This is a genomic window from Corynebacterium sp. KPL4015 (assembly GCF_040225725.1).
In the GTDB taxonomy this organism is placed as follows: Bacteria; Actinomycetota; Actinomycetes; order Mycobacteriales; family Mycobacteriaceae; genus Corynebacterium; species Corynebacterium rhinophilum.
Genome location: NZ_JBEHGF010000003.1, coordinates 106,646 through 127,138, shown reverse-complemented (window position 1 = coordinate 127,138; position 20,493 = coordinate 106,646). Strand labels below are relative to the sequence as shown.

Annotated in this window: 22 protein-coding genes and 1 pseudogene; 15 read left to right on the top strand and 8 right to left on the bottom strand. The window is 63.5% G+C overall.

The window, feature by feature from the left end; all coding sequences use genetic code 11:
- Positions 1-2 precede the first annotated feature (2 nt).
- From ABRP64_RS02240 to ABRP64_RS02225, 4 genes are read right to left on the bottom strand one after another with little or no spacing between them, the layout of a single operon-like run.
- On the bottom strand, positions 3-461 hold the full coding sequence (locus ABRP64_RS02240) for a MarR family winged helix-turn-helix transcriptional regulator (protein ID WP_284770304.1): 459 nt from the start codon (positions 459-461) through the stop codon (positions 3-5).
- A 37-nt stretch (positions 462-498) separates the two neighbouring features.
- Positions 499-795, bottom strand: coding sequence for a rhodanese-like domain-containing protein (locus ABRP64_RS02235; RefSeq protein ID WP_284770305.1), 297 nt, complete (start codon positions 793-795; stop codon positions 499-501).
- A gap of 24 nt (positions 796-819) precedes the next feature.
- The gene (locus ABRP64_RS02230; RefSeq protein ID WP_126319831.1) at positions 820-1,488 is read right to left on the bottom strand and encodes a response regulator transcription factor; all 669 of its coding nucleotides are present in this window, start codon (positions 1,486-1,488) and stop codon (positions 820-822) included.
- On the bottom strand, positions 1,485-2,294 hold the full coding sequence (locus ABRP64_RS02225) for a sensor histidine kinase (RefSeq protein ID WP_284785152.1): 810 nt from the start codon (positions 2,292-2,294) through the stop codon (positions 1,485-1,487). The genes ABRP64_RS02230 and ABRP64_RS02225 overlap by 4 nt, the downstream gene beginning before the upstream one ends.
- On the opposite strand from ABRP64_RS02225, the gene ABRP64_RS02220 reads away from it, so the two are divergent.
- On the top strand, positions 2,293-2,979 hold the full coding sequence (locus tag ABRP64_RS02220; RefSeq protein ID WP_284782620.1) for an ABC transporter ATP-binding protein: 687 nt from the start codon (positions 2,293-2,295) through the stop codon (positions 2,977-2,979). The two genes, ABRP64_RS02225 and ABRP64_RS02220, sit on opposite strands and share 2 nt — an antisense overlap.
- Entirely contained in the window at positions 2,976-4,376 is a 1,401-nt protein-coding gene (locus ABRP64_RS02215; RefSeq protein WP_349865253.1) for an FtsX-like permease family protein, read from the top strand. Before ABRP64_RS02220 ends, ABRP64_RS02215 begins: the two co-directional genes overlap by 4 nt.
- Positions 4,377-4,525: 149 nt before the next feature.
- Here the strand turns inward: ABRP64_RS02215 and ABRP64_RS02210 are convergent, their stop codons facing one another.
- Complete coding sequence (locus ABRP64_RS02210) at positions 4,526-5,356, bottom strand: DUF559 domain-containing protein (protein ID WP_296089748.1); 831 nt, start codon at positions 5,354-5,356, stop codon at positions 4,526-4,528.
- 261 nt (positions 5,357-5,617) lie between these two features.
- The gene (locus ABRP64_RS02205) at positions 5,618-6,091 is read right to left on the bottom strand and encodes an inorganic diphosphatase (protein ID WP_035108560.1); all 474 of its coding nucleotides are present in this window, start codon (positions 6,089-6,091) and stop codon (positions 5,618-5,620) included.
- A gap of 82 nt (positions 6,092-6,173) precedes the next feature.
- On the opposite strand from ABRP64_RS02205, the gene dacB reads away from it, so the two are divergent.
- The 13 genes and pseudogenes from dacB to ABRP64_RS02140 all read left to right on the top strand — a co-directional run bounded on the left by dacB (position 6,174) and on the right by ABRP64_RS02140 (position 17,751).
- Entirely contained in the window at positions 6,174-7,460 is a 1,287-nt protein-coding gene (gene dacB, locus ABRP64_RS02200; protein WP_284852299.1) for a D-alanyl-D-alanine carboxypeptidase/D-alanyl-D-alanine endopeptidase, read from the top strand.
- Complete coding sequence (gene tilS, locus ABRP64_RS02195) at positions 7,461-8,423, top strand: tRNA lysidine(34) synthetase TilS (protein WP_284770312.1); 963 nt, start codon at positions 7,461-7,463, stop codon at positions 8,421-8,423.
- A 12-nt stretch (positions 8,424-8,435) separates the two neighbouring features.
- The gene (gene hpt / locus ABRP64_RS02190; protein ID WP_005279498.1) at positions 8,436-9,023 is read left to right on the top strand and encodes a hypoxanthine phosphoribosyltransferase; all 588 of its coding nucleotides are present in this window, start codon (positions 8,436-8,438) and stop codon (positions 9,021-9,023) included.
- A 12-nt stretch (positions 9,024-9,035) separates the two neighbouring features.
- Positions 9,036-11,435: an ATP-dependent zinc metalloprotease FtsH gene (gene ftsH / locus ABRP64_RS02185; RefSeq protein ID WP_284785158.1), complete on the top strand. Its 2,400-nt coding sequence runs from the start codon at positions 9,036-9,038 to the stop codon at positions 11,433-11,435.
- Positions 11,436-11,446: 11 nt separating this feature from the next.
- Positions 11,447-12,055, top strand: a complete 609-nt coding sequence (folE, locus tag ABRP64_RS02180) for a GTP cyclohydrolase I FolE (protein WP_023023959.1) — start codon at positions 11,447-11,449, stop codon at positions 12,053-12,055.
- A gap of 41 nt (positions 12,056-12,096) precedes the next feature.
- Positions 12,097-13,056, top strand: a complete 960-nt coding sequence (gene folP / locus ABRP64_RS02175) for a dihydropteroate synthase (RefSeq protein ID WP_349865251.1) — start codon at positions 12,097-12,099, stop codon at positions 13,054-13,056.
- Between the two features lie 2 nt (positions 13,057-13,058).
- A pseudogene (gene folB, locus ABRP64_RS02170) lies at positions 13,059-13,433 on the top strand (dihydroneopterin aldolase); the annotation flags it as partial.
- A gap of 83 nt (positions 13,434-13,516) precedes the next feature.
- Positions 13,517-14,002 carry a 2-amino-4-hydroxy-6-hydroxymethyldihydropteridine diphosphokinase gene (gene folK / locus ABRP64_RS02165; RefSeq protein WP_349865249.1) on the top strand — a complete coding sequence of 162 codons (486 nt, stop codon included), beginning with the start codon at positions 13,517-13,519 and terminating at the stop codon, positions 14,000-14,002.
- The gene (locus ABRP64_RS02160) at positions 13,999-14,472 is read left to right on the top strand and encodes a DUF3180 domain-containing protein (RefSeq protein WP_284770318.1); all 474 of its coding nucleotides are present in this window, start codon (positions 13,999-14,001) and stop codon (positions 14,470-14,472) included. Before folK ends, ABRP64_RS02160 begins: the two co-directional genes overlap by 4 nt.
- A gap of 5 nt (positions 14,473-14,477) precedes the next feature.
- A complete protein-coding gene (locus ABRP64_RS02155) occupies positions 14,478-15,563 on the top strand; it encodes a DUF6779 domain-containing protein (RefSeq protein ID WP_349865247.1) in 1,086 nt (361 codons plus the stop codon).
- The gene (locus tag ABRP64_RS02150) at positions 15,564-16,238 is read left to right on the top strand and encodes a Rossmann-fold NAD(P)-binding domain-containing protein (RefSeq protein WP_349865245.1); all 675 of its coding nucleotides are present in this window, start codon (positions 15,564-15,566) and stop codon (positions 16,236-16,238) included.
- The gene (locus ABRP64_RS02145; protein WP_349865243.1) at positions 16,235-17,140 is read left to right on the top strand and encodes a pantoate--beta-alanine ligase; all 906 of its coding nucleotides are present in this window, start codon (positions 16,235-16,237) and stop codon (positions 17,138-17,140) included. The genes ABRP64_RS02150 and ABRP64_RS02145 overlap by 4 nt, the downstream gene beginning before the upstream one ends.
- Positions 17,140-17,751: a GNAT family N-acetyltransferase gene (locus ABRP64_RS02140; protein WP_349865241.1), complete on the top strand. Its 612-nt coding sequence runs from the start codon at positions 17,140-17,142 to the stop codon at positions 17,749-17,751. The genes ABRP64_RS02145 and ABRP64_RS02140 overlap by 1 nt, the downstream gene beginning before the upstream one ends.
- Positions 17,752-17,846: 95 nt before the next feature.
- On the opposite strand, the gene ABRP64_RS02135 is transcribed toward ABRP64_RS02140, so the two are convergent.
- Complete coding sequence (locus tag ABRP64_RS02135) at positions 17,847-19,148, bottom strand: C1 family peptidase (RefSeq protein WP_349865239.1); 1,302 nt, start codon at positions 19,146-19,148, stop codon at positions 17,847-17,849.
- A gap of 13 nt (positions 19,149-19,161) precedes the next feature.
- A complete protein-coding gene (locus ABRP64_RS02130) occupies positions 19,162-20,481 on the bottom strand; it encodes a C1 family peptidase (protein ID WP_349865237.1) in 1,320 nt (439 codons plus the stop codon).
- Between the last annotated feature and the right edge of the window lie 12 nt (positions 20,482-20,493).

The window sequence follows — 20,493 nt, the reverse complement described above, 5'->3', positions numbered from 1 at the left end:
CCCTATGCCTCGTCCTCGTCCGCGGCGATGATGGCCTTAGCCAGCTTGCGCAGGTGCTTGAGCTGCTTATTGGTGGATACGTCGAGCGCGTCATCCTCGGCATTGGCGACGAGCTCCGCCAAGTCCTTGTAGGTCTTGGTGCCCTTCTTGGTGCAGGCCACGATTTGACGGCGGCGGTCCTTGGGATCGCGCTCGCGCTTGGCCCAGCCGCGCTCCTCGAGGGCATCAATAAGCCGCACCATGTCGGAGGCGTCGATGGCCAAGGTATCAGACAGGAAGGACTGGGAGGCGGCATCCGCCTCCACGAGGCAGGTGAGCACCCAGAACTCGCGGATGGTGGTCTGCTTGGTCTGCAGAGCTACCTCGACGCCATCGCGGGTACGACGGCGCAGGCGCTCTAGCTGGAAGGATGGGGATTCGAGCAGGGAGGTTGGTATGCCAGAATTATTAGTGGAAGCCATACCATCATCATAATCTCAAAAGATGGGTAAAGGCCAATTAATCGCGGACGACGGGCAGGCCATCCGCCTCCCACTGGTTGGTGCCGCCCTCGACGTTAATAACATCCCAGCCCAGGGAGTTCTCCAAATATTGGCACACCTGCGCGCTGCGCCCGCCTAGGTGGCAAATCACATAAATATCGCGGTCCGGGTCGATTTCCTGGATGCGACCCGTTATCTCACTCATCGGAATATGGGTCGCACCCTGCGCGTGCACGGTGGCCCATTCGTCGTTTTCGCGCACATCGATAAGCTGCGCGCCTGCTGGAACTTCGGTGGGTTGTACGTTTTTCATACCCCGCAGTCTACGTGCCGCGCGCTAGCCGCCGTAGGTGGCCGCGGACAGGTACTGCAAAATCGCCTTTACGCGGCGGTTATCCTCGCTGGGGTCCAGGCGCAGCTTGGTAAAGATATTGGAGACGTGCTTGGCCACCGCAGCATTCGAGAGCACCAGCTCGGCGGCGATGTCCTTATTGGATTTCCCGCGTGACATCAGCTCCAGGACCTCGCGCTCGCGCGGGCTGAGCTCGCCCAACCCGCTGCGCCCGGAGCGCATGAGTGCCTGCGCCACCGTCGGATCGATGACCGTGCCGCCCTGGGCCACCACTTCCAGGCTGGCCAGGAAATCGCGCACCTCAGAGACGCGATCCTTGAGCAGGTACCCGGTGCCCGCATCCGGGGAATCAAACAGCGCCACCGCATACGCCGGTGCCACGTACTGCGATAACACCATCACCGGCAGGCCCGGATAAGCGCGGCGCAGTGCCACCGCCGCCTTCAGCCCATCATCGCCCATCTCCGGCGGCATGCGCACATCCGTAATCACCACATCCGGCAACTGGGCACTCAGCTTGCCGATGACCCCCTCCAGCTCCACCGCCGTCCCCGCTCTGCCCACAATCTCGTGGCCGCGGCGTTCCAAGAGCCCGGCAAGCCCCTCGCGCAGGATCGCGGAGTCATCCGCAATCACAATCCTCAATCCACTCATGCTGATACTCCCGTCTGCCCGCGCTCCAAAAGGAGCGGAATCGTGCACCTTACCCGCGTCGGTCCGCCCTCCGGCGAGGACAGTGACATCTCCCCGCCAAAAGCCGTCAGCCGCTCGGCCATGCCGGCCAACCCGCGCCCCGGCTCCACCCGCGCCCCGCCAGGACCCTCATCCACCACCGAAATACGCAGCGCTGCATCCGAGGTGATGAGCACCGAAACCGGCGCGCCGGGCGCGTGCTTCGCGGCATTGGTCAGCGCCTCGGCGCCGAAGAAATAACCGCAGGCCAGCACGCTGGCGGAAAGCCGCGGCAACGGGTGTGGGGCGTAGACGCTGACGTGGGGGCCGTGGGCGGAGGCGGCATCGGCAAGCGCGGCCACCAAACCGTGATCCTGGAGGACCTGCGGGTGAATGCCGTGCACCGTCGCGCGCAGCGAACGCAGGCCGCGATCCACGTCCTGCTTGGCGGCGGTGAGCAACTCGGCCTCGGCGCCGGTGGCATCCAGCAGGGCCTCACCGAGCTTCATGCTTGCCGCCACCAAATATTGCTGCGCGCCATCGTGCAGGTCTCGCTCGATGCGGGCGCGCTCTACCTCGTAGGCATCCGCAATCGCGCGGCGCGAAGCCGTCAGCTCTGCGATGACCCGCGCCTGCCGCTCCTCATTGCTGGTGGCCTGCTTCTTGCTGAAAAACACGCCCCCAAGCCTAATCGCGCGCGCCCCGGGCAGGGGTAAAGCTAGCACTACCTGGAAAGTATCCTTAGCGCTGTAGGAATAGCGCGCCCGGCACGGTGAAATGAACAGCATGACACAGACACTTTCCCTCCACGACATCACGAAGGATTTTGGCGGCGGCCCCGTGCTGGCCGGCATTACTCTGAACATCACCCCAGGTGAGCTCGTCGCCATCATGGGGCCCTCCGGCTCCGGCAAATCCACGCTGCTGCACTGCATGTCCGGCGTGCTCACGCCCACCGACGGCAGCGTCCGCTTCGGTGACGAAAACATCTCCACGCTTTCCGATGCCGCCCGCTCCCGCACCCGCCTCCGCCACTTCGGCTTCGTCTTCCAAGACGGCCAGCTGCTCCCGGAACTGACCAACCTGGACAACGTGGCGCTGCCCGCGATGCTCAACGGCATGGGCCGGCGCGCGGCCCGCACGAAGGCGCTGTCACTGCTCGACCAGCTGGGGCTCGGCGATCTCGCGGAGCGCCGCCCCGCCCAAGTCTCCGGCGGCCAAGCCCAGCGCGTGACCATCGCCCGCGCCCTCGTGGCCAACCCCGGCGTCGTCTTTGCCGATGAACCCACCGGTGCCCTCGACCAGGCAACCGGCCACGAGGTCATGCAGATGCTGACCACCACCGTGCGCCAATCCGGCGCCAGCCTGGTCATGGTCACCCATGACCCCAAGGTGGCGGACTGGATGCAACGCCGCGTGGAAATCCGCGACGGCATCATTCACGATGACCGCCGCCTAGGGGTGCAGCCATGAACACCGCGACCCTAGTCCTCGGCCTCCAGCGCGAATCCGTCCGCGCCCGCTCCGGTGCCGGCATCGTCAGCGTGCTCGCCATCGTGAGCTTGACGCTAGGCGCTGCCATCGCTTTCCTCGTCGCCGGCGGCACCTGGATGTTCTGGCAGCGCGCCCATCACCCAGAAGACGCCGTGCCTGCCCTGCGCGCCGCTGCCGGCGAAAACCCGGAAAATTACTTCCTGCCCTGGTTCGTCCTCGCGCTCATGGCCTGCGCCTTCATCGTTCCCGCACTCTTTAACCTGACCGCGCAGGCCGCCGTCCTCGGCGCCTCCGGCAGGGAACAGCGCCTGTCCATCCTCCGCCTTCTGGGCCTAAGCTCCCACCAAGTTGAGCGCATGGCCGCCGTCGAGACCGGCATCCAAGCGCTTATCGGTATAGTGCTGGGCTGGCTCATCAGCGTGCTCATCGCCCCCGTCTTCACGCACGTGAAATTCCAGGACCGCCCCGTCGCCTTCGAGGAAATCATCCTGCCCTGGTGGGGATACCTCGCGGTGGCCGCAGTCCTTTTCCTCCTCGCCCTCGCCGCGGCCCTTGCTGGCATGTGGCGCGTGCGCGTTAGCCCCCTCGGCGTGGCTAAACGCCAGATGCCCGCCGCTTTCCGATGGTGGCGCCTCATCGCCTTCCTCCTCATCGTCACCGTCGGCGGTGTCCTGCTCAAAGGCCAATCTGGTACCCCCGAAATCTCCATGGCTGTCCCGCTCTTCGCCGTGATCATGAGCATCAACCTGGTCGCGCCCTACCTCCTGCAAATCGGCGCGCGCCTTTTGGCTTTGCTCCCCGGCACCGCACACCTCGTGGCCTGCCAACGCGTCAACGCCAACGCCCGCCGCGCCTGGCGGCAAAGCGCGGCCATCGGCTTTTTCGGCTTCCTCGCCGGCTTCCTGATGGGCTCGCCCAATGGCACCGATGCGCTTGCCACCGCGATGAAAGAAGAACAAGAAACGGGCATCGTGTTCCGAGACGTCTCCACCGGGGTCGTCCTGACCTTGCTCTTCGGCTTCGCGCTGACCAGCATGTCCATCTTCCTCGGCCAAGTATCATCAGCCTTCGAGGACAAGGCACTTATCCGCTCCCTCGACCTGATGGGCGTGCCGCGCCGCTTCCAATTCCGCACGAACACCCTCGCCGTGATGGGCCCCATCGTCGCGCTCAGTATCTTCGGTTTCCTCTTCGGTGCCGGCATCGCCGGCATAATGTTCTTGAGCATCGTCTGGGGGGAAGGCGTCGACCTCGCCGGGAGGCTCCTCATTTCCTTCAGCTTCCTCGCCGTGGGCTGGGCGGTGACCTTCCTCGCCATCGCGCTCGTCGAGCCCCTGCGCGGCCACGTTCTCCGCAGCGGCCGCCGCAAGGAATAGCCGGTTTCCGGTGGCTGCGCTCACCCTGGGCCCGGCCTGGGCCCTAGGCCAGACTATGGCAAGGCTGGGCCTGTGCCCGGCCTTGCGCTGGTCAGCTGTTGCGGCGGCTTTTGCTCTAGCGCCGTGCGACTGTTGCGCCGGGCCTTGCTCTAACGCCGCGCGCCTTCATGCCTCCACAAGCGGTGCCACTGCCACGGAGGCCGCGCAAAGGGCCGCTTATTCTTCGCCGTGGCCATTACTTGCTGCACCACGAAATCCGGGTAGTGGTCAATCGTCGTCGCGGTGAAGTGGAGGGGCTTCCAGCCGCGATGCACGGCATCGTTAAGCTTGTGCCGATCCAACTCAAACTGGCGGCGGTTTTCGCCCCGGTGGTAGGCGTAGCCATCGACCTCGATGGCAATCTTGTGCTCCTGAATCACCAGATCCCAGTGGTAAGGGCCTATTTTTATGTTGTTCTGGACCGTGAAGTGCGGCGCGAGGGAGCGCGTTAACTGGCGCTCCGGCACGCTATCCGTGCCGATGATCGCCCTGTCCAACGCACGCTTTACCGGCCGCGGAAACCGCTGGTAGTCCAGCTTATTCAGCTCCAGCCGTTGGAGTCCGTCCTTGCCGGAGTAGAAGTCCTCGAGAAAAGCGACCGCATCATCCTCCGGCATAGCCTCGACCGCCTGCAGCGGATTGCACACGGTGACGCCGTCCCAGGTCAACGCGCCCTTCGGCCGGGCGCGGCGCGAAGTGAAGTACTTACTCGACGGCAGTGATGAGCTGCGCAGGAACTCCAGCGGAAAGCGCAGCGGCTTTTCGACGTGCTTGAGCGCCGCCGAGTAGCCGTCGAGCGCGCAATCCGGCCATTGCTCGCTCATGATGCGCGCGAGCTGGTTCGGCGTCGGCTCCTCTGACAGGCAGAAGCCGTTCGCAATCCGGACGGCCCCTTGGCGTACCGCGTGCTGAGCGGCACTTTTCCCCCGAAAAATCTCCATTCGTATCCCTCGATCCCCCGAAGCGAAGGTTGTGCGGCCGGTTTTGGCGGTTTGTTGGCGTGTTTTGCGGCGGGCTGCTGGTGTTTGGGCCCGTGTTTGATGCGTTTTAACAAATAGTGGCCGCAAACCCCACGGTTTCCGTGGCCTATTTGCAAAAACGCATCAGCTGGGCGCCAAAAGGGTCACTTGGGCGCCACAGCAGGCTTCTTTGCCGCGAAAACCCGCGGCCAAGTCCCCCGAAGCCCCCCGAAACCCAGCAGCCTACTTCAGGCGAGCCTTGGCCTCTTCCAGAATCTTCTCGGCCTCGGCCTTGTCGCCCCAGCCGGAGCCGGAAACTTCCTTGTTGGGCTCAAGATCCTTGTAGTGCACGAAGAAGTGCTCGATTTCGTCCTTGATGTGCTGTTCCACATCGTCGATGTCCTGGTAGCGCTCCCAGCGTGGGTCATCGATGACGGCGAGCAGCTTGTCGTCGCCGCCGGCCTCATCGGTCATCTTGAACACGCCGACGATGCGGGCTTCAACGATGACACCTGGGAAAACGGGCTCGGGGAGGATGACGAGGGCGTCGAGGGGATCGCCGTCTTCGCCAAGCGTGTGGTCGATGAAGCCGTAGTCGGCGGGGTAGGCCATTGGGGTGAACAAGTAGCGGTCTAGGTAGACCTTGCCGGACTCGTGGTCCACCTCGTACTTATTGCGGGAGCCCTTTGGGATTTCAATGGTTACTTCAACGCTCACAGTGGTGTCCTCCATGTGGGATTGGGTATTAATTACTGTCAATAGTCTAGCGCGTCGCCCATCCGCGCTAGGGTTAGTGGCGATGAAAGCTAAGAAGGTTTGGTGGTCAGTAACCGCGCTGGTGGTCACGGCGGCGGTCGGGGGTACGGCTGCGCTGGGGGTTAGCATCCAGCGCGAGTACGGCGATCTTTCGCATGGCGAGGCCGAAACGGTGCAGGCCCCGGAAAATCCCCTGCAGCCGGCTAAGGCGCAGGACGTGGACTTTGCGGCGCTCAGCGCAAAGCTCGATGAGCTGGGCAAGAGCGAGGATTTGGCTACCTTTGGCGGGCAGGTAATCGATAGTGAGACCGGCACGGTGGTCTGGGAGAGTGATGAGGATAAGGCGCTGACCCCGGCTTCGTCGACGAAGGTGCTGACCACCGCCGCGGCAACGCTGGCCCTGGATGAGTCGAAGCGGATTACTACCAAGGTCTACCGCGGCAAGGACCCGAACAATGTGGTGATCAAGGCGGCTGGCGATGTCTGGATGACCAACGAGCAGCTCGATGACCTGGCGGATCAGATTAAAAAGACCGGCACCCAGGTGGCGGGCGTGTACATCGATACCTCCGCGTGGGCGGGCGAGCCGCAGGCGCCGGGCTGGGATCCGGAAAACGTCGGCGAGGGTTTCGTCGCGCCCATGGAGCCGGCCATGCTGTACGGCGGGCGCATGGGCGCTACGGAGGGCGATGTGCCGCGCAGCCACACCCCGGCCCTCGATGTTGCGGGCGAGCTGGCCAAACGCCTGGGCACGGATAAATTCGCCCCCGGCACGGTGACGGAAGGCACAGAGCAGCTGGCCAGCGTTGAGTCGGATCCCCTAGGCGAGCGCGCGCTGGAGATGGTGCGGCATTCCGATAACGTCATGGCGGAGGCTATTGCCCGCGAGCTTGCCGATGCCCGCGGCAAAAACCCCAGCTTCCAAGCAGGTACCCAAGCCACGCTGGACGTGCTGCGCGAGCACGGGTTCGATGTCAGCGGCGTGGATATCAAGGACAACTCGGGCCTTTCTGTAGATAACCGGTTGAGCGCGAGCGTGCTGGCGGAGATTGTTAACGGCGCGGTCGAGGATCCGCAGCTGCGCCCCTTGGCGGCGTATCTGCCGGTCGCAGGAGGAGACGGAACGCTGCACGAGCGCTACGGGGAGTCAGCGGCGCGCGGATTTGTCCGCGCGAAGACCGGCACGTTGACGGGGGTATCCGCGCTGGCGGGCACCGCGCAGGGCCAATCCGGGCGCGTGTATTCCTTTGCGTTCTTGGTCAATGATGGCGAGATTATGGCGGCGCGTGCGGCCCAAGATGACCTTGCCGCGGCGCTGCACGAGTTCTAAATGAGTCCACAGCCTGGAGTAACGCCGTTTTGGCCGCGGGTCTCGCCGCACTTTTTGAGCTGCCGGCGAGCGGTCCGCGCGGCGAAGATGGGCCACGCCGTGGCGGTGGGGCTATCCGGCGGCGCGGATTCTTTAGCGCTGTGCGCGGCGATGATCGCGGAGGGCCACGACGTAATCGCATTATGCGTGGATCACGGCTTGCAAGACGGTTCGCGTGAGCAGGCAGAGAAGGCCGCTCGGCAAGCAGAGAGTTTGGGTGCGCGGGCACGAGTGCTCGCAGTGCAAGTGCCGGACAAAGGGGGGAATTCGCTGGAAGCGGTGGCTCGGCAAGAGCGCTACCGAGCGATGTCCGCGGCCGCACGCGGGGGAGAAGGGCCGCTGGAGATTGCCGTGGCGCATACGGCCGATGACCAGGCGGAAACGCTCCTTCTTGGCGCTCTGCGCGGGCGGGTGGCCGGCATGCCGGAGCGGGCAATAGTGGAAGGCGCGCGCGTGGTGCGGCCATTCCTTCAAGTGCGCCGTGCCGATACGGAGGGTGCGTGCGCGGAGCTGGGGCTGGACGTGTGGCAGGACCCGCAGAACGCGGATACGGATTTTCGGCGGGTAGCGCTGCGCCGGGAGATCATCCCAGAGTTGTCGCGGGTTATCGGCGGTGATGCGGTACCGGCGTTGGCGCAGGCGGCGATGGATACCGCGCGCGATGAAGAATACCTCGCCACGCCGGCCACCGCGGACTGTGCGGAATTGGCCGCGCTGCCGGAGCCGCGGCGCCGACGCGCTATTGCAGCCTGGCTCATCGAGCGGGGAGTGAAGGTGACGAGGGAGGGGATCGGGGGCATCGGCAAGCTGTGTACCAACTGGCACGGACAAGGGCCGGTGGCTGTGAGTTCGGCGCGGCAGGCGGGGCAGAGGTTGGAAGTAGCACGTATAGGTGGCAAACTGGCACTATTGTCTGGTCATTAAAGGAGCGCACACGTGCACGACAAGAAAGACTTCGCCGTCCCCGCAAACCGCTACGGAGACGATGTAGAAGCAATCCTCATCACGGAAGAGGAAATCAAAGACCGCGTCCAGCAGCTGGCGGATGCGGTGTCTGAGAAATATGCCGACGCTGAGCAAGACCTGCTTTTGGTCTGCGTATTAAAGGGTGCGGCCTTTTTCCTGACGGACTTCGCGCGCAAGCTATCCATCCCCTCGGAGCTGGAGTTTATGGCCGTCTCCTCGTACGGCGCCTCCACGTCTTCTTCTGGGGTGGTGCGCATCTTGAAGGACTTGGACCGCGATATTGCCGGGCGCGATGTGGTCATTGTGGAGGACATCATCGACTCGGGCCTGACGCTATCCTGGCTCATTCGCAACCTGCGGGGGCGCAACCCGAAGTCGCTCAATGTGGTGACCTTGTTGCGCAAGCCGGAAGTGGTAAAGGCGCAGATCGATCTGCTCGATGTGGGCTTTGATATCCCCAATGAGTTCGTCATTGGCTATGGCCTTGACTACGCGGAACGCTACCGCGACCTGCCCTTTGTGGGCACCCTTCACCCTGATGTCTATACCACCAACTAAAATCGCGCAGTAATGAAAAACAATAAACTCCTTCGCTACGGCGGCATTGCGGCGCTGATCCTCGTAGCGCTGTATGCCTTTACGTTCTTTAGCAACGAGACCCGCGGATACGTGGACGCGGATACCTCCGTGGCCCTAAAACAGCTGCAGGATAAAAACGTTGACGAAGTAGAAATTGATGACCGCGAGCAGCGCCTGCGCATCAAGCTCAAGGACGAAATCACGGTAGAAGAGCGCGAGGGCGTTGAAGAGATCGTGTCTCAGTACCCCGCACGCGCCTCCGAGCAGGTCTTTGATGCGGTCAAGGATTCGGGTGCGGAGAAGTATCAGACCAACGTCACCCAGGATTCCTTCTTGGGCTCCATGCTCAGCTTCCTGCTGCCGATGGTCATCCTCTTCGGCCTGCTGTTCTGGCTCATGTCCCGCATGCAGCAGGGCGCCGGTGGCATGTTCGGCATCGGCGGCTCCAAGGCCAAGGAGCTGACCAAGGATATGCCGACCAATACCTTCGAGGACGTTGCCGGCGCGGATGAGGCCGTGGATGAGCTGCAGGAAATCAAGGACTTCCTGGAAGATCCGACCCGCTACCACGACTTGGGCGCGAAGATTCCGCGCGGCGTGCTGCTTTATGGCCCTCCGGGCACCGGTAAGACGCTGTTGGCCCGCGCCGTTGCGGGAGAGGCCGGTGTGCCGTTTTATTCCATCTCCGGTTCGGACTTTGTGGAGATGTTCGTCGGTGTCGGTGCCTCCCGCGTGCGCGACCTGTTCAAGCAGGCCAAGGAGCACAGCCCGTGCATCATCTTCGTGGACGAGATCGACGCCGTGGGCCGCCAGCGCGGATCCGGTACCGGCGGCGGACACGATGAGCGCGAGCAGACCCTGAACCAGTTGCTGGTTGAGATGGACGGCTTTGGCGACCGCGAGGGCGTTATCCTCATCGCGGCCACCAACCGCCCCGATATTTTGGACCCGGCGTTGCTGCGCCCGGGCCGGTTCGACCGCCAGATTCCGGTCACCAACCCGGACCTGGCCGGCCGCGAGCAGATCCTGCGCGTGCACGCCAAGGACAAGCCCTTGGCAGAAGAGGTCGATGTGGCGCAGCTGGCCAAGCGCACCGCCGGCATGTCCGGTGCGGACCTTGCCAATGTGCTTAACGAGGCCGCGCTTCTCACCGCCCGCATCGGCGGCAACGTCATTACCTATGACGCGCTGGAAGAGGCCACCGACCGCGTGGTGGGCGGGCCACGGCGCCAGGGCAAGATCATCTCCGAGCACGAGAAGAAGGTCACCGCCTACCACGAGGGCGGCCACACCCTGTCCGCGTGGGCGCTCAAGGACATCGAGCGCGTGTACAAGGTCACCATCCTGGCCCGCGGCCGCACCGGTGGCCACGCCATGACCTCGCAGGAAGACGACAAGGGCATGTACACCCGCGACGAGCTGTTTTCCCGCTTGGTCTTTGCCATGGGCGGCCGCGCCGCCGAGGAATTGGTCTTCGGTGCTCCCACCACCGGCGCGTCCTCCGATATCGAGAACGCCACCAAGATCGCCCGCGCGATGCTGACGGAATACGGCTTTTCGCCCGACCTGGGCACCGTTAAGTACGGCCAGGAGCAGGGCGATCCATTCAGCCAGATGGGCGGGGGCGGCGGCTCCATCGATTACTCGGATGACGTTGCCGCCAAGATCGACGAGCAGATGCGCTACCTCCTCGAGCGCGCGCACGAGCAGGCCTACGACATCCTGCGCACCAACCGCGAGTTCCTGGACAAGCTGGCCGAGGCTCTCCTTGAGAAGGAGACCCTGCGCCGGCCGGACCTGGAGAGCATCTTCGACGGCATCGTGCCGCGCGATGCCTATGATGTCTTCCCCGGCGAAGACGATCGTTTCCCGCGCCAGATTGGTTATGCGCCGGTCAAGACGCCGGTCGAGCTGGCCAAGGAGCGCGGCGAGGAGCTTCCTAAACGCATGACGCTTCTCGATGCCTCCCGGGCCGCCCGCGAGCGCCGCCTCGCCGGCGAAGAGCTCAAGGGCGAGGTTGGCTTTAACTTTGGCCAGCACGCTGGCGACTACGTGAACCCCGAAACAGTGCGCGAGCTGCACGGCGGCGGTAGCGATTCCGAGAACCGCAGCGGCCGCAGCGATGGCCGCAGCGGCCGAAACAACCAGAACAACCGCGCGGACCAGAGCGAGCGCGGCGACCGCGCCGACCGGAGCGATCACGTCCGCAACGACCGCGGGGAGCGCGACGGCGGGGAAGGGCGATCGGATTCGGCATCGGAAAGCAGGGGCAAGCACCACAAGCCAGAGGGAGAAACCAGCCAATGGTTCACCCCAGGCTGGAATGAGTCTTCCCACCGCGATAATCCCTACGCGCGCGATGCGGAAAAGTCGCGCGATGATAAAGAGTAAGAAGTACGTGCATGTCTGAAAATCACACTGATAACCAGCAGGTGCCCGCCCGCGCACCGTATGACCAGGAGCGGGCGGAGGCGGCCGTTCGCGAGCTGCTCTTTGCCGTGGGCGAGGACCCTGACCGCGAAGGCCTGCGCGAAACCCCGGCACGAGTGGCCCGCGCCTACCGCGAGGTCTTCGCCGGCCTGCACGAGGACCCGACGGAGGTGCTGCACAAGACCTTCGCCGAGGACCACCAGGAACTGGTCCTGGTGCGCGATATTCCCATCTATTCCACCTGCGAGCACCACCTCGTGCCGTTTTATGGGGTGGCGCATATTGGTTATATCCCCGGCAAGGACGGGCACGTCACCGGGCTGAGCAAACTGGCTCGCCTGGCGGATATGTACGCCAAGCGCCCGCAGGTCCAGGAGCGCCTGACCCAGCAGATTGCCGATGCCCTCGTGGATGTCCTCGAGGCCCAATCCGTCATCGTGGTCATCGAGTGCGAGCACTTGTGCATGGCCATGCGCGGCATCCGCAAGCCGGGAGCGACCACAACGACCTCCGCGGTGCGCGGCGGGTTCAAAAATAACGCGGCCTCGCGCGCGGAAGTGTTGAGCTTCATCCGTACGTAGCGCGTACGCAGTAGAGTTTGTCGAGCGAAAAGGAGAACGCAGTGCACCCGGCTTCCTCAGTTGGAGAATTGACCATCGCGAAGCGCACGCTCGTCATGGGCATCGTGAATGTTACGAAGGATTCCTTTTCCGATGGTGGGCGGTGGCTCGACTTTGACGCCGCCACCACTCATGCCCGCGAGCTGGTGGAACAGGGCGCGGACATGATCGATGTGGGCGGCGAATCCACCCGCCCGGGCGCGGTGCGTGTGGAGGCGCAGGAAGAAGCCGACCGCGTGGTCCCGGTCATCCGGGCGCTGCACGAGCAGGGCATTCGCACCTCGGTGGATACGATGCGCGCCTCGGTTGCCACCGCTGCGGCCGCGGCTGGGGTGGACATGATTAATGATGTCTCTGGCGGCCTCGCCGATCCTGAAATGTATGCCGCCATGGCCGATGCCGGCGTGCCCGTCTGCCTCATGCACTGGCGCACGCTGCAGGAAGGCGCGTTCGGATCCGCGGCGGGCACGGCGGATCACGGCGGCGATGTGGTCCGCGATGTGCACGAGACCCTCGCCCGCCTGAGCAATAACGCCCTGGATGCGGGCGTGAAAAAGGAAAATATCGTGCTGGATCCGGGCCTCGGCTTTGCCAAGAGCCCGCAGGATAACTGGGCGCTACTTAATGCCCTTCCCGAGTTTCTAGATGGCGAGTTCCCCATCTTGGTGGGCGCCTCGCGCAAGCGCTTCCTCGCCGCCATCCGGGAAGACCGCGGGGTAGAGGCCAGCCCGCTGCTTGCTGATCCCGCCACCGCCGCCGTGACCGCCATCTCCGCCCAGATGGGTGCGTGGGGCGTGCGTGTGCACGAGGTGGGCGTATCCCGCGATGCCGTCGACGTGGCCGCCGCGTGGAACGCCGGCAAGTCCTATGTGGGCGGCGCCAATGCCACCGGCAGCTACCGCAATGCCGCCACCGGCACTGGCTCAGTGACCTCTACCGCGATGGGTACGGAAAGGAATTAACCATGGCAGATCGCATCGAATTAACCGGCCTGGAATGCTTTGGCTACCACGGCGTCTTTGAGGAGGAGAAGCGCACCGGCCAGCCCTTCATCGTCGATATCACCTGCTGGTCCGAGTTTGCTGAGGCCGCAGCTCACGATGATCTGACCAAAACCATCAATTACGCAGAGCTTGCCGATGTCGCCGCCAGCATCGTCGAAGGCCCCTCCCGCGACCTCATTGAGACCGTCGCCAGCGAGGTGGCCGATACCATCATGGCCTCTTTTGCAGACCTGCACGCGGTGGAAGTAACCGTGCACAAGCCCAAGGCGCCGATACCGCGCACTTTTGCCGATGTCGCCGTCGTCGCCCGCCGCTCCCGCAAGCACGCGCGCACCGGTGCCCCACGGCCCGCCTCGCAGGAGGGGACTCCGAAGGGAGCCGACGCGCAGCGCCCCGGCACGAACCCCGGGAGTAAGTAATGCGCGCGGTACTATCCATCGGCTCCAATATGGATGACCGCGTGGAGCTTTTGCGGACGGTGTTTACGGAGTTCCGTGAGGACATCGTGGCGGCCTCGCCCGTCTATGCCACCCCGCCGTGGGGAGTAACGGACCAGGATGAATTTTTGAATGCAGTGCTCATCGTGGACGTCCAAGAGAGCCCGGTGGAGCTCTTACGGCGCGGCCAGAAGCTGGAGGAAGCCGCAGAGCGCGTGCGCGTGCGCCACTGGGGCCCACGCACCCTGGATGTGGACATCGTCGATATTGAGGGCTACAGCTCCTCCGATCCGGAACTTACCGTCCCACACCCCTTTGCCCACGAGCGCGCATTCGTGCTTATTCCCTGGTTAGCCGCCGATGGCGCTGCTAAGTTGAAGGGACAGGATGTCTCCGCGCTGGTTGCCGCATTGAACCCGCAGGAGACCGCCGATATCCACCGCTTGGGCCTGATGGAGGAGTTATGAAACGAACCTCGTTCGGTGCGCTTATCGGCGTAGGGGTATTCATGGCCGCCGCGGCGGCCATCCTCACCACGCGCTTTTATGGCTCCATGATGGCCATCCCAGTCACGGTCTCAGCCACGCTGTGGCTCATGGTGGTGGTGTGTTTGGGGCTTACCTGGAAGGTAGATAAGGCCACCGATGAGGATCACGGCATCGGGTTGGATAACTCGCAGCTTAATCCCATGACCATCGCGCAGTTTATGCTGGTGGGCAAGGCCTCGGCGTGGACGGGTGCGATCGTCGGCGGGCTCTATGCAGGGGTGGCGGTCTACGTCATCCCGAATGCGGGCACCCTTGTCGCGGCTTCCGATGATCTGGTGGGAGTGCTCGCATCCGCGATTGGCGGCATCGTCATGTCCGCGGCTGGCCTGCGATTGGAGCGACACTGCGAGACCCCGCCGCCACCGGACGGGCTTCAAGCGGTACATTAGGGAACATGACTCAGCCGCGCTCTTCTTCCAAAAACTCGTCGTCCTCGCCGGATTGGGGACAAATTGGGATTATCGCCCTCGTCATCTTGGCCGTTATCGCCAGCATCGTCATGCTCATATCCGGCTCGGCAGCGGCGCTCAAGATTGCGCTCATCGCCGCCTTGTGGGCCGCGGTGGTGGGCTTTTTCTTGGTGATGCGCTACCGCCGCCAGGCCGAGGAATCCGTGACCAAGCTGGAGCTGCAGGAGCGCGCCCACCGCGCGGAGCTCAAGCAGGCCCGCGCAGCCGAAGGCAAGGAGCTGCCGGATCAGCAGATCCTCGATGAGATTCGCACCGAGCTGGCCTCTATCCGGAAGCAGATTGAGGACTTGTCCGGCCACGAGTTCACCTACGAGCCCGCCGCCTTGCACGCGGAGGCGCGCCGCATCATGGAGCTGGAGGCACAGACCGCCGCGGCGTCCCACCGCAGGGAAGAAAACGTCGACTTTGAGCAGGCGTCTTCCGGTGCGCCGTCTGCCGATGCCATCGCTGGCCGCTTGGGCAATCAACCCTCCGGCGCGCATGCGGACTCGAACCCGCTCAATGACATCATCAGCCAACACACCCGCGCGCAGCGTAGCTCTTCCCGGACCGATAACGCCGCTAAGCCCGCCCACGCCGAGCAGCTTGCCGATGCCCCCACGCCAGCCAGCGCGGACCAGAAGCCAAAGGACGTTTCCTTCGATACCGGCAGCTTCCAGGCCGTGCGCTGGGATTCGGGCGGAGACTCCGACATCAAGCGCCACGGCTCCCAGCACGCGGGAACCGGCAGCGCGGCGCACTCTAGCGCCCGCGGTAGCCACCGCAAGCCAGAGGCTGATACCGCAGCTGAGCAGGCTTCCGATGCGGTGACCCAGAACATCCCGCAGCAGACCACCGGCAAGGATGCGCGCGAGGAATACAAGGGCTCGGGACACCACGTGGCTGCTGAGCAGAAGCAAGCGGCCACGCGCCGCCAGCAGCAGACCCGTGGTCGCCGCCGCAGCGATGAACAGCGCGATGGTTCCGTGTCCGTCTCGGAGCTTTTGGCACAGATGAAGAAGGATAAATAAATGCGTCCACCGCGCATGCGCGTTGCCCTTTTCGGGCGCAGCCTCGCCGGGATTTCCCTGGCCACTGCCATGGAGCGCGCCGGCCATACCGTGGAGATGCTTGATGATCCGGCCGAGCTTGGCTCCTTCCAGGCGCTGATTCTAGCGGTGGGTGAGACACGGTTGGATGCTGCCGTAGAGCTTGTCGAGGACCACGTGCACAAGGGGCTTATCGCTTTCCACACCTGCCTGTCCCGGGGCGTGCAAGGCCTTGATCCGCTGGAGACTCACGGTTGCATCGTGGCGGCCGTCGCCCCCATGGCGGGCGGGCGCTGGGCAGTATCCACGCTGGATGAGCTGGGCGAGAACATTGCTGACTTCGTATTGAGCGAATTCCGGGCACAGGCAGTGCCGCTTTCCGATGCCGAGCGTCCCGCCTTCGCCGCCCGCTCCTACTACATAGAAATGCTTAGCCGCCTGCACCTAGCAGCTGCCGTTGAAGCCAATTTCTTTGCCGAGTTCGATGAGATTCCACCGTCCGAATTCGACATCGATTCAGAGGACATCATTGCGGCCTACCGCGGCGCCACGGATCCCGGAATGCGCCGCCACTACTTAGAAACCGCTCGGCGCTTAGGCGAAGTAGAAGACCGCACCGAATTAGAAATGTGGGCCTTGCAGGAGGAATCCCGATGAGCTTGAAGATGGGACAAGCCACCGTTGTCAGCGAGGTCGATCGCATCCGCATGGTGGGAAGCGCCCTGCGCAAGACCGGTCGCCCCGTGGCCTTCGTACCACTGACCACCGGCGTGCATGCAGGGCATATCGCGCTGGTTCGCGCGGCACGCCGCATCCGCGGCGCGGTGACCGTCGTGGCTCTCCAAGAACCTCGCGCCGAGGATGTGGATCTCCTGCGCGCCGAGGGCGTGGACGTCATCTGGGATTACACTCCCGAGAAGCTCTGGCCGCATGGCCGCCGGATTACTATCGCGGCTCGCGGCGTCGCCGTTGAACGCGACGCCGCAGGCTCCCCAGCAGGCTTAGAACCAGACCTATCCGGCGAACTCACCCTTTACCTCACGCTGATGATGGCGCTATCGCCCACCGATGTGCTTATCGGTGAGAAGGACTACGAGCTGCTCTTGGCCATTCATCATGCGGTGCAGGACTTGCACCTGGGGGTTCGTGTGCAGGGCGTTCCCGTCGTGCGCATGCCCGATGGCGTAGTGATGAGCCTGCGCAATACGCGCGTGCCTGAAGATAAGCGCGAGGACGTAGCCGCCCTGTCCGCCGCGCTTACCGCTGGGGCACACGCCGCAGAGGCGGGCGCGGAAAAGGTCCGCGAGGTTGCCGCAGGTGTCCTAGAAGCCGCCGGAGTAGAACCGGAATACTTAGAATTGCGCGGCCGCGATCTGGGCGAACCCCCTGCCGAGGGCGATGCCCGCCTGCTGGTCGCTGCCACCATTGGCGGAGTCAGAGTAATTGACAACGTTGGCCTGCCGTTGGGGATTGGTTTCACTAATATTGAAGAGCACGAGGCTAAGGCCGAGCTCGAGCGAGAAAAGCAGCGCGAGCAAAACCAATCCCCGGAGGACTAATGACCGAAATCCACATCCGCGACCTTGATCCGCGCGATGGACCCAAGGCGATTGAGTTTGCCATCGAAGGCATGCACCTGCATTGGTTTGTGAAGAACCCGCGCTTCGAGCGTGCCTATGGCCGTTATTTTTGGGATTTAGAGCGCGCCCAAGCCACCGATATCTTGGCAGCCTATGCCGATGATGGGCGTTTCCTCGGCGTGATTTTGGCATCGATTAAAGGCGAACCAGCGCTGCCGTATCCGTGGTGGCGCAAGGCCTATGTCAAGGCCGTGGATCTCTTCAACAGCCTGCGCCCTGGCGGTCACCGCGGTGACTACGATGCCGCGAACGAGGACATGTTGTTAAGCTACTTGGCCGAAAACACCGTGGATGGTGAAATCGGCTTCCTCGTCGCTGACCCAAACTCGGGTGTGAAGGGTGTGGGCACCGCGCTCCTCGAGGCCTTTGAGGAGCGCCACCCCGGCAAGGATATTTACCTCTACACCGACGATGGCTGCACCTATCAGTTCTACGATTCCCGCGGTTTTGAGCGGGTGGGGGAGAAGGAAATCTCCATCGATAAGGACCGCGACCTTACCTGCATGCTGTACGTCCGCCACGTAGCGTGATGCGGTAGCTTCACGCTACGCAAACGAACGCAGCGTCACGCCACGCAAACGAACGCCACATCACGCGGCGCGGGTCCTCCCGGCGCCGCGCCACGTTAGTTCGCCAGCGCGCCCATCGGATCCCACGCCGGCAGGGTGGTGATCTCGGTGGACTTGAGCGCTTCCTGGTATTGCCCAGGCAGGCGGGACGGGTGGACGGCGATTTCGAAGACGTACTCGTCAAACCAGTCATCGGCCATGGTCCAAAAGCCCTTATCGCCCTTCTCGGTGCCCCAGGAATTCTCCACGCGCCAGCGGGTGACCTCGCCGGACTCGGCAACATCTGCGCCGGTAAAGACCATCGCATGCGTCATCAAGGACTCGTGCAGGCGGAGGCGGTCTGGCTTTTCGATGCCCATTTCCACCCCATACAGCCCCTCATAATCGTGCAGGCGCTTGGCCCAGACGCCGCTATCGGCATCGGATTGCTGGCTGGTATCGCAGCCGAACCAGACGGGCTGGCCATCCTCGATGGCAGAGCGGGTGGCATCGCGCAATACCTCAACCGGGGCGTTGAGGTAGGTGACCTTTTCACCGGCGACGTTGCCTAGGTAGTCCACGGTGTAGAGCTCACCGTAGGAATTGCGCGGGTCATTGACCACGCAGACATACTCGCCCAGGTCCTTGGGGAGGTACTCGCGGGCGAAGTCCTGCGGGGTATAGGTGCCCTCGCGGTGGAAGTTATCGTCCTTATCGCGGTACTGCCACTGGAACTCTGTGGGCGGGAGGCCGAGGTTGGCGGTGAGGATGCGGTAGACATCGGCAAGCGCCTGCTCCTGTGCCCCAGACTTGCCCGCGCGGATCTGGTGGGAGGCGCGGCGCAGGACGGTCTGCAGGTTGCGGTTGAGCATGGCGCTGGACTCAGAGGATGCGGTCTCTGGCATGGCGTACTTGGGCACCACGCCGTACTTTTCCACCAGCGAGACGAACATGGACCACTGGCCGCCATCGCCAATAGGGTCATCCATGAGCTTGGTCAAGGTGCGGTCCGTAATATCGCGCTCCTTGAGCTCGTCTACCGCGGTGAGGAACCAATTGGCCTTTTCCAGCTTGTCGTAGAAGTACAGGTAGGTCTGCGAAAGCTCGAAATCCTTGATGTTGGTGCGGTCCATGATGTCACCGCGCAGGGAATTCAGGCCCGCAAAAATCCAGCAGCGGCCAGAAGCCTTCTGGTTGGCCGCGCCCCACTTATCGAGCTTGTGGCTGGTCGCCGTGGTGAGCTCGCGCACGAGGTCGCGGTCGACGCTCAGCTTATCGATGCCCTCCTGCGCCACCGCATTCCGCGCCGCCCTGATGGCCGGCTCGCTGGTGAGGGTGGCGTTGGTGGTGTGAACTTCCTGTGGATTAATCTCATTCATTTTTCGATGCTCCTTAGTTCATCCGGTCCCAGAAGGGAAGCTCAACGGGCTTGGTCTCTAGTGCTTGTTGCTGCTCGGAAGTGAGGAATTTCTTGCGCACGGCGATGTGGAAGACGTTTTCGCCGAACCATTCATCCGACATCGTGGCAAAGCCCTTGCCGGGTACCTCGTCGGCGTCGTCTTTGCCCGGTGGCTTGGTGCCCCAGGAGTTCTCCACGCGCCATGCACGGGGTGCACCATCAACTCCGGTCAGCGCCATCGCGTGGGTGGGCGCAGATTCGCCGGAGGTAAAGCGCTCCTCCTTGCTCATGGTGGAATCGATGCCGTAGAGGCCATCGGTATCAACGAGGCCTTCGTCCCACACGGCGTTCTGGAAGGAGAACTGGCGGGAGACATCGCAGCTAAACCACACCGGTTCGCCGGCTTCGATGCTGGCGCGTGCAGCGGCGCGCAGTTCGTCCACATCAACGTTGAGGTAACCGGCGGCCTGTCCACCGGCGAGGTTATTTACTCCAGCGCTGGTGTAGTAGCGGTGCTTGTCGTTGGTGGTACGGGGGTCATCGGCAAGCACGACGTACTCGTCCAACTTCGGCAGGTACTTATCCGCAAACTCGCGCGGGGTGGAGTGCACGCGGAAGAATTGCTCGTCCTTGGTGCGGTAGCTCCACGTAAATTCCTCGGGCGGGGTGCCCAGGTGAATGGCGAGCACGCGTTGGATATCGGTGCGGGCTTGCTTGATAATGCCCCCGCGATCCCCCTCGCCTTCCACCGCACGGTGCGCGGCGCGGCGGATGATGGTGGCGATATCGCGGTTCATCTGGTCGGTGTGGCCGGACGAGTGCACCTCCGGCATGACCTCGGCCGGGACGGCGCCGTACTTGTCCACGAGGTTGGTGAAAAATGACCACCAGCCGCCGTCTTCGCCTGTGAGCTCGAGGGAAGTAGCCACGTCGCGGTCATCCCAGTCGGTGCCATCCTCGGTGAGATCCAACAGCTGGTTGAGCGCGAAGTTGGCGCGCTCTAGTTTGTCGAAGTACTGCAGGTAGGTAAAGGAAAACTCAAAGTCATCGATATTGAGCTCCTTGGCCGCGCGGTGGCGGAACACGTTGAGCGCGGCAAACATCCAGCAGCGTCCGGATCGCATCTGGTCGGTGACGCCGAGGCTATCGAGTTTTACCTCGGTGGTGGGGTAGAGGGCGGTAATGCGGTCGCGGTCGAGGGCCGCCTTGGCCACCCCTACGCTGGTAATGGCATTGCGCGCGATGCGCAGCTGGGAGTCCGCCGCAGCCTCCTCGCGCAATTGGGACAGGAAGTCATTGGTGAGCAAAGTCATATTCACCGTTTT

Bases quoted from the DNA above. Each gene is read 5' to 3' on its own strand.
- ABRP64_RS02240 (WP_284770304.1), bottom strand. From the start codon at position 461: ATGGCTTCCACTAATAATTCTGGCATACCAACCTCCCTGCTCGAATCC.
- ABRP64_RS02235 (WP_284770305.1), bottom strand. From the start codon at position 795: ATGAAAAACGTACAACCCACCGAAGTTCCAGCAGGCGCGCAGCTTATC.
- ABRP64_RS02230 (WP_126319831.1), bottom strand. From the start codon at position 1,488: ATGAGTGGATTGAGGATTGTGATTGCGGATGACTCCGCGATCCTGCGC.
- ABRP64_RS02220 (WP_284782620.1), top strand. From the start codon at position 2,293: ATGACACAGACACTTTCCCTCCACGACATCACGAAGGATTTTGGCGGC.
- ABRP64_RS02225 (WP_284785152.1), bottom strand. From the start codon at position 2,294: ATGCTGTTCATTTCACCGTGCCGGGCGCGCTATTCCTACAGCGCTAAG.
- ABRP64_RS02215 (WP_349865253.1), top strand. From the start codon at position 2,976: ATGAACACCGCGACCCTAGTCCTCGGCCTCCAGCGCGAATCCGTCCGC.
- ABRP64_RS02210 (WP_296089748.1), bottom strand. From the start codon at position 5,356: ATGGAGATTTTTCGGGGGAAAAGTGCCGCTCAGCACGCGGTACGCCAA.
- dacB (WP_284852299.1), top strand. From the start codon at position 6,174: ATGAAAGCTAAGAAGGTTTGGTGGTCAGTAACCGCGCTGGTGGTCACG.
- tilS (WP_284770312.1), top strand. From the start codon at position 7,461: ATGAGTCCACAGCCTGGAGTAACGCCGTTTTGGCCGCGGGTCTCGCCG.
- ftsH (WP_284785158.1), top strand. From the start codon at position 9,036: ATGAAAAACAATAAACTCCTTCGCTACGGCGGCATTGCGGCGCTGATC.
- folE (WP_023023959.1), top strand. From the start codon at position 11,447: ATGTCTGAAAATCACACTGATAACCAGCAGGTGCCCGCCCGCGCACCG.
- folK (WP_349865249.1), top strand. From the start codon at position 13,517: ATGCGCGCGGTACTATCCATCGGCTCCAATATGGATGACCGCGTGGAG.
- ABRP64_RS02160 (WP_284770318.1), top strand. From the start codon at position 13,999: ATGAAACGAACCTCGTTCGGTGCGCTTATCGGCGTAGGGGTATTCATG.
- ABRP64_RS02155 (WP_349865247.1), top strand. From the start codon at position 14,478: ATGACTCAGCCGCGCTCTTCTTCCAAAAACTCGTCGTCCTCGCCGGAT.
- ABRP64_RS02150 (WP_349865245.1), top strand. From the start codon at position 15,564: ATGCGTCCACCGCGCATGCGCGTTGCCCTTTTCGGGCGCAGCCTCGCC.
- ABRP64_RS02145 (WP_349865243.1), top strand. From the start codon at position 16,235: ATGAGCTTGAAGATGGGACAAGCCACCGTTGTCAGCGAGGTCGATCGC.
- ABRP64_RS02140 (WP_349865241.1), top strand. From the start codon at position 17,140: ATGACCGAAATCCACATCCGCGACCTTGATCCGCGCGATGGACCCAAG.
- ABRP64_RS02135 (WP_349865239.1), bottom strand. From the start codon at position 19,148: ATGAATGAGATTAATCCACAGGAAGTTCACACCACCAACGCCACCCTC.
- ABRP64_RS02130 (WP_349865237.1), bottom strand. From the start codon at position 20,481: ATGACTTTGCTCACCAATGACTTCCTGTCCCAATTGCGCGAGGAGGCT.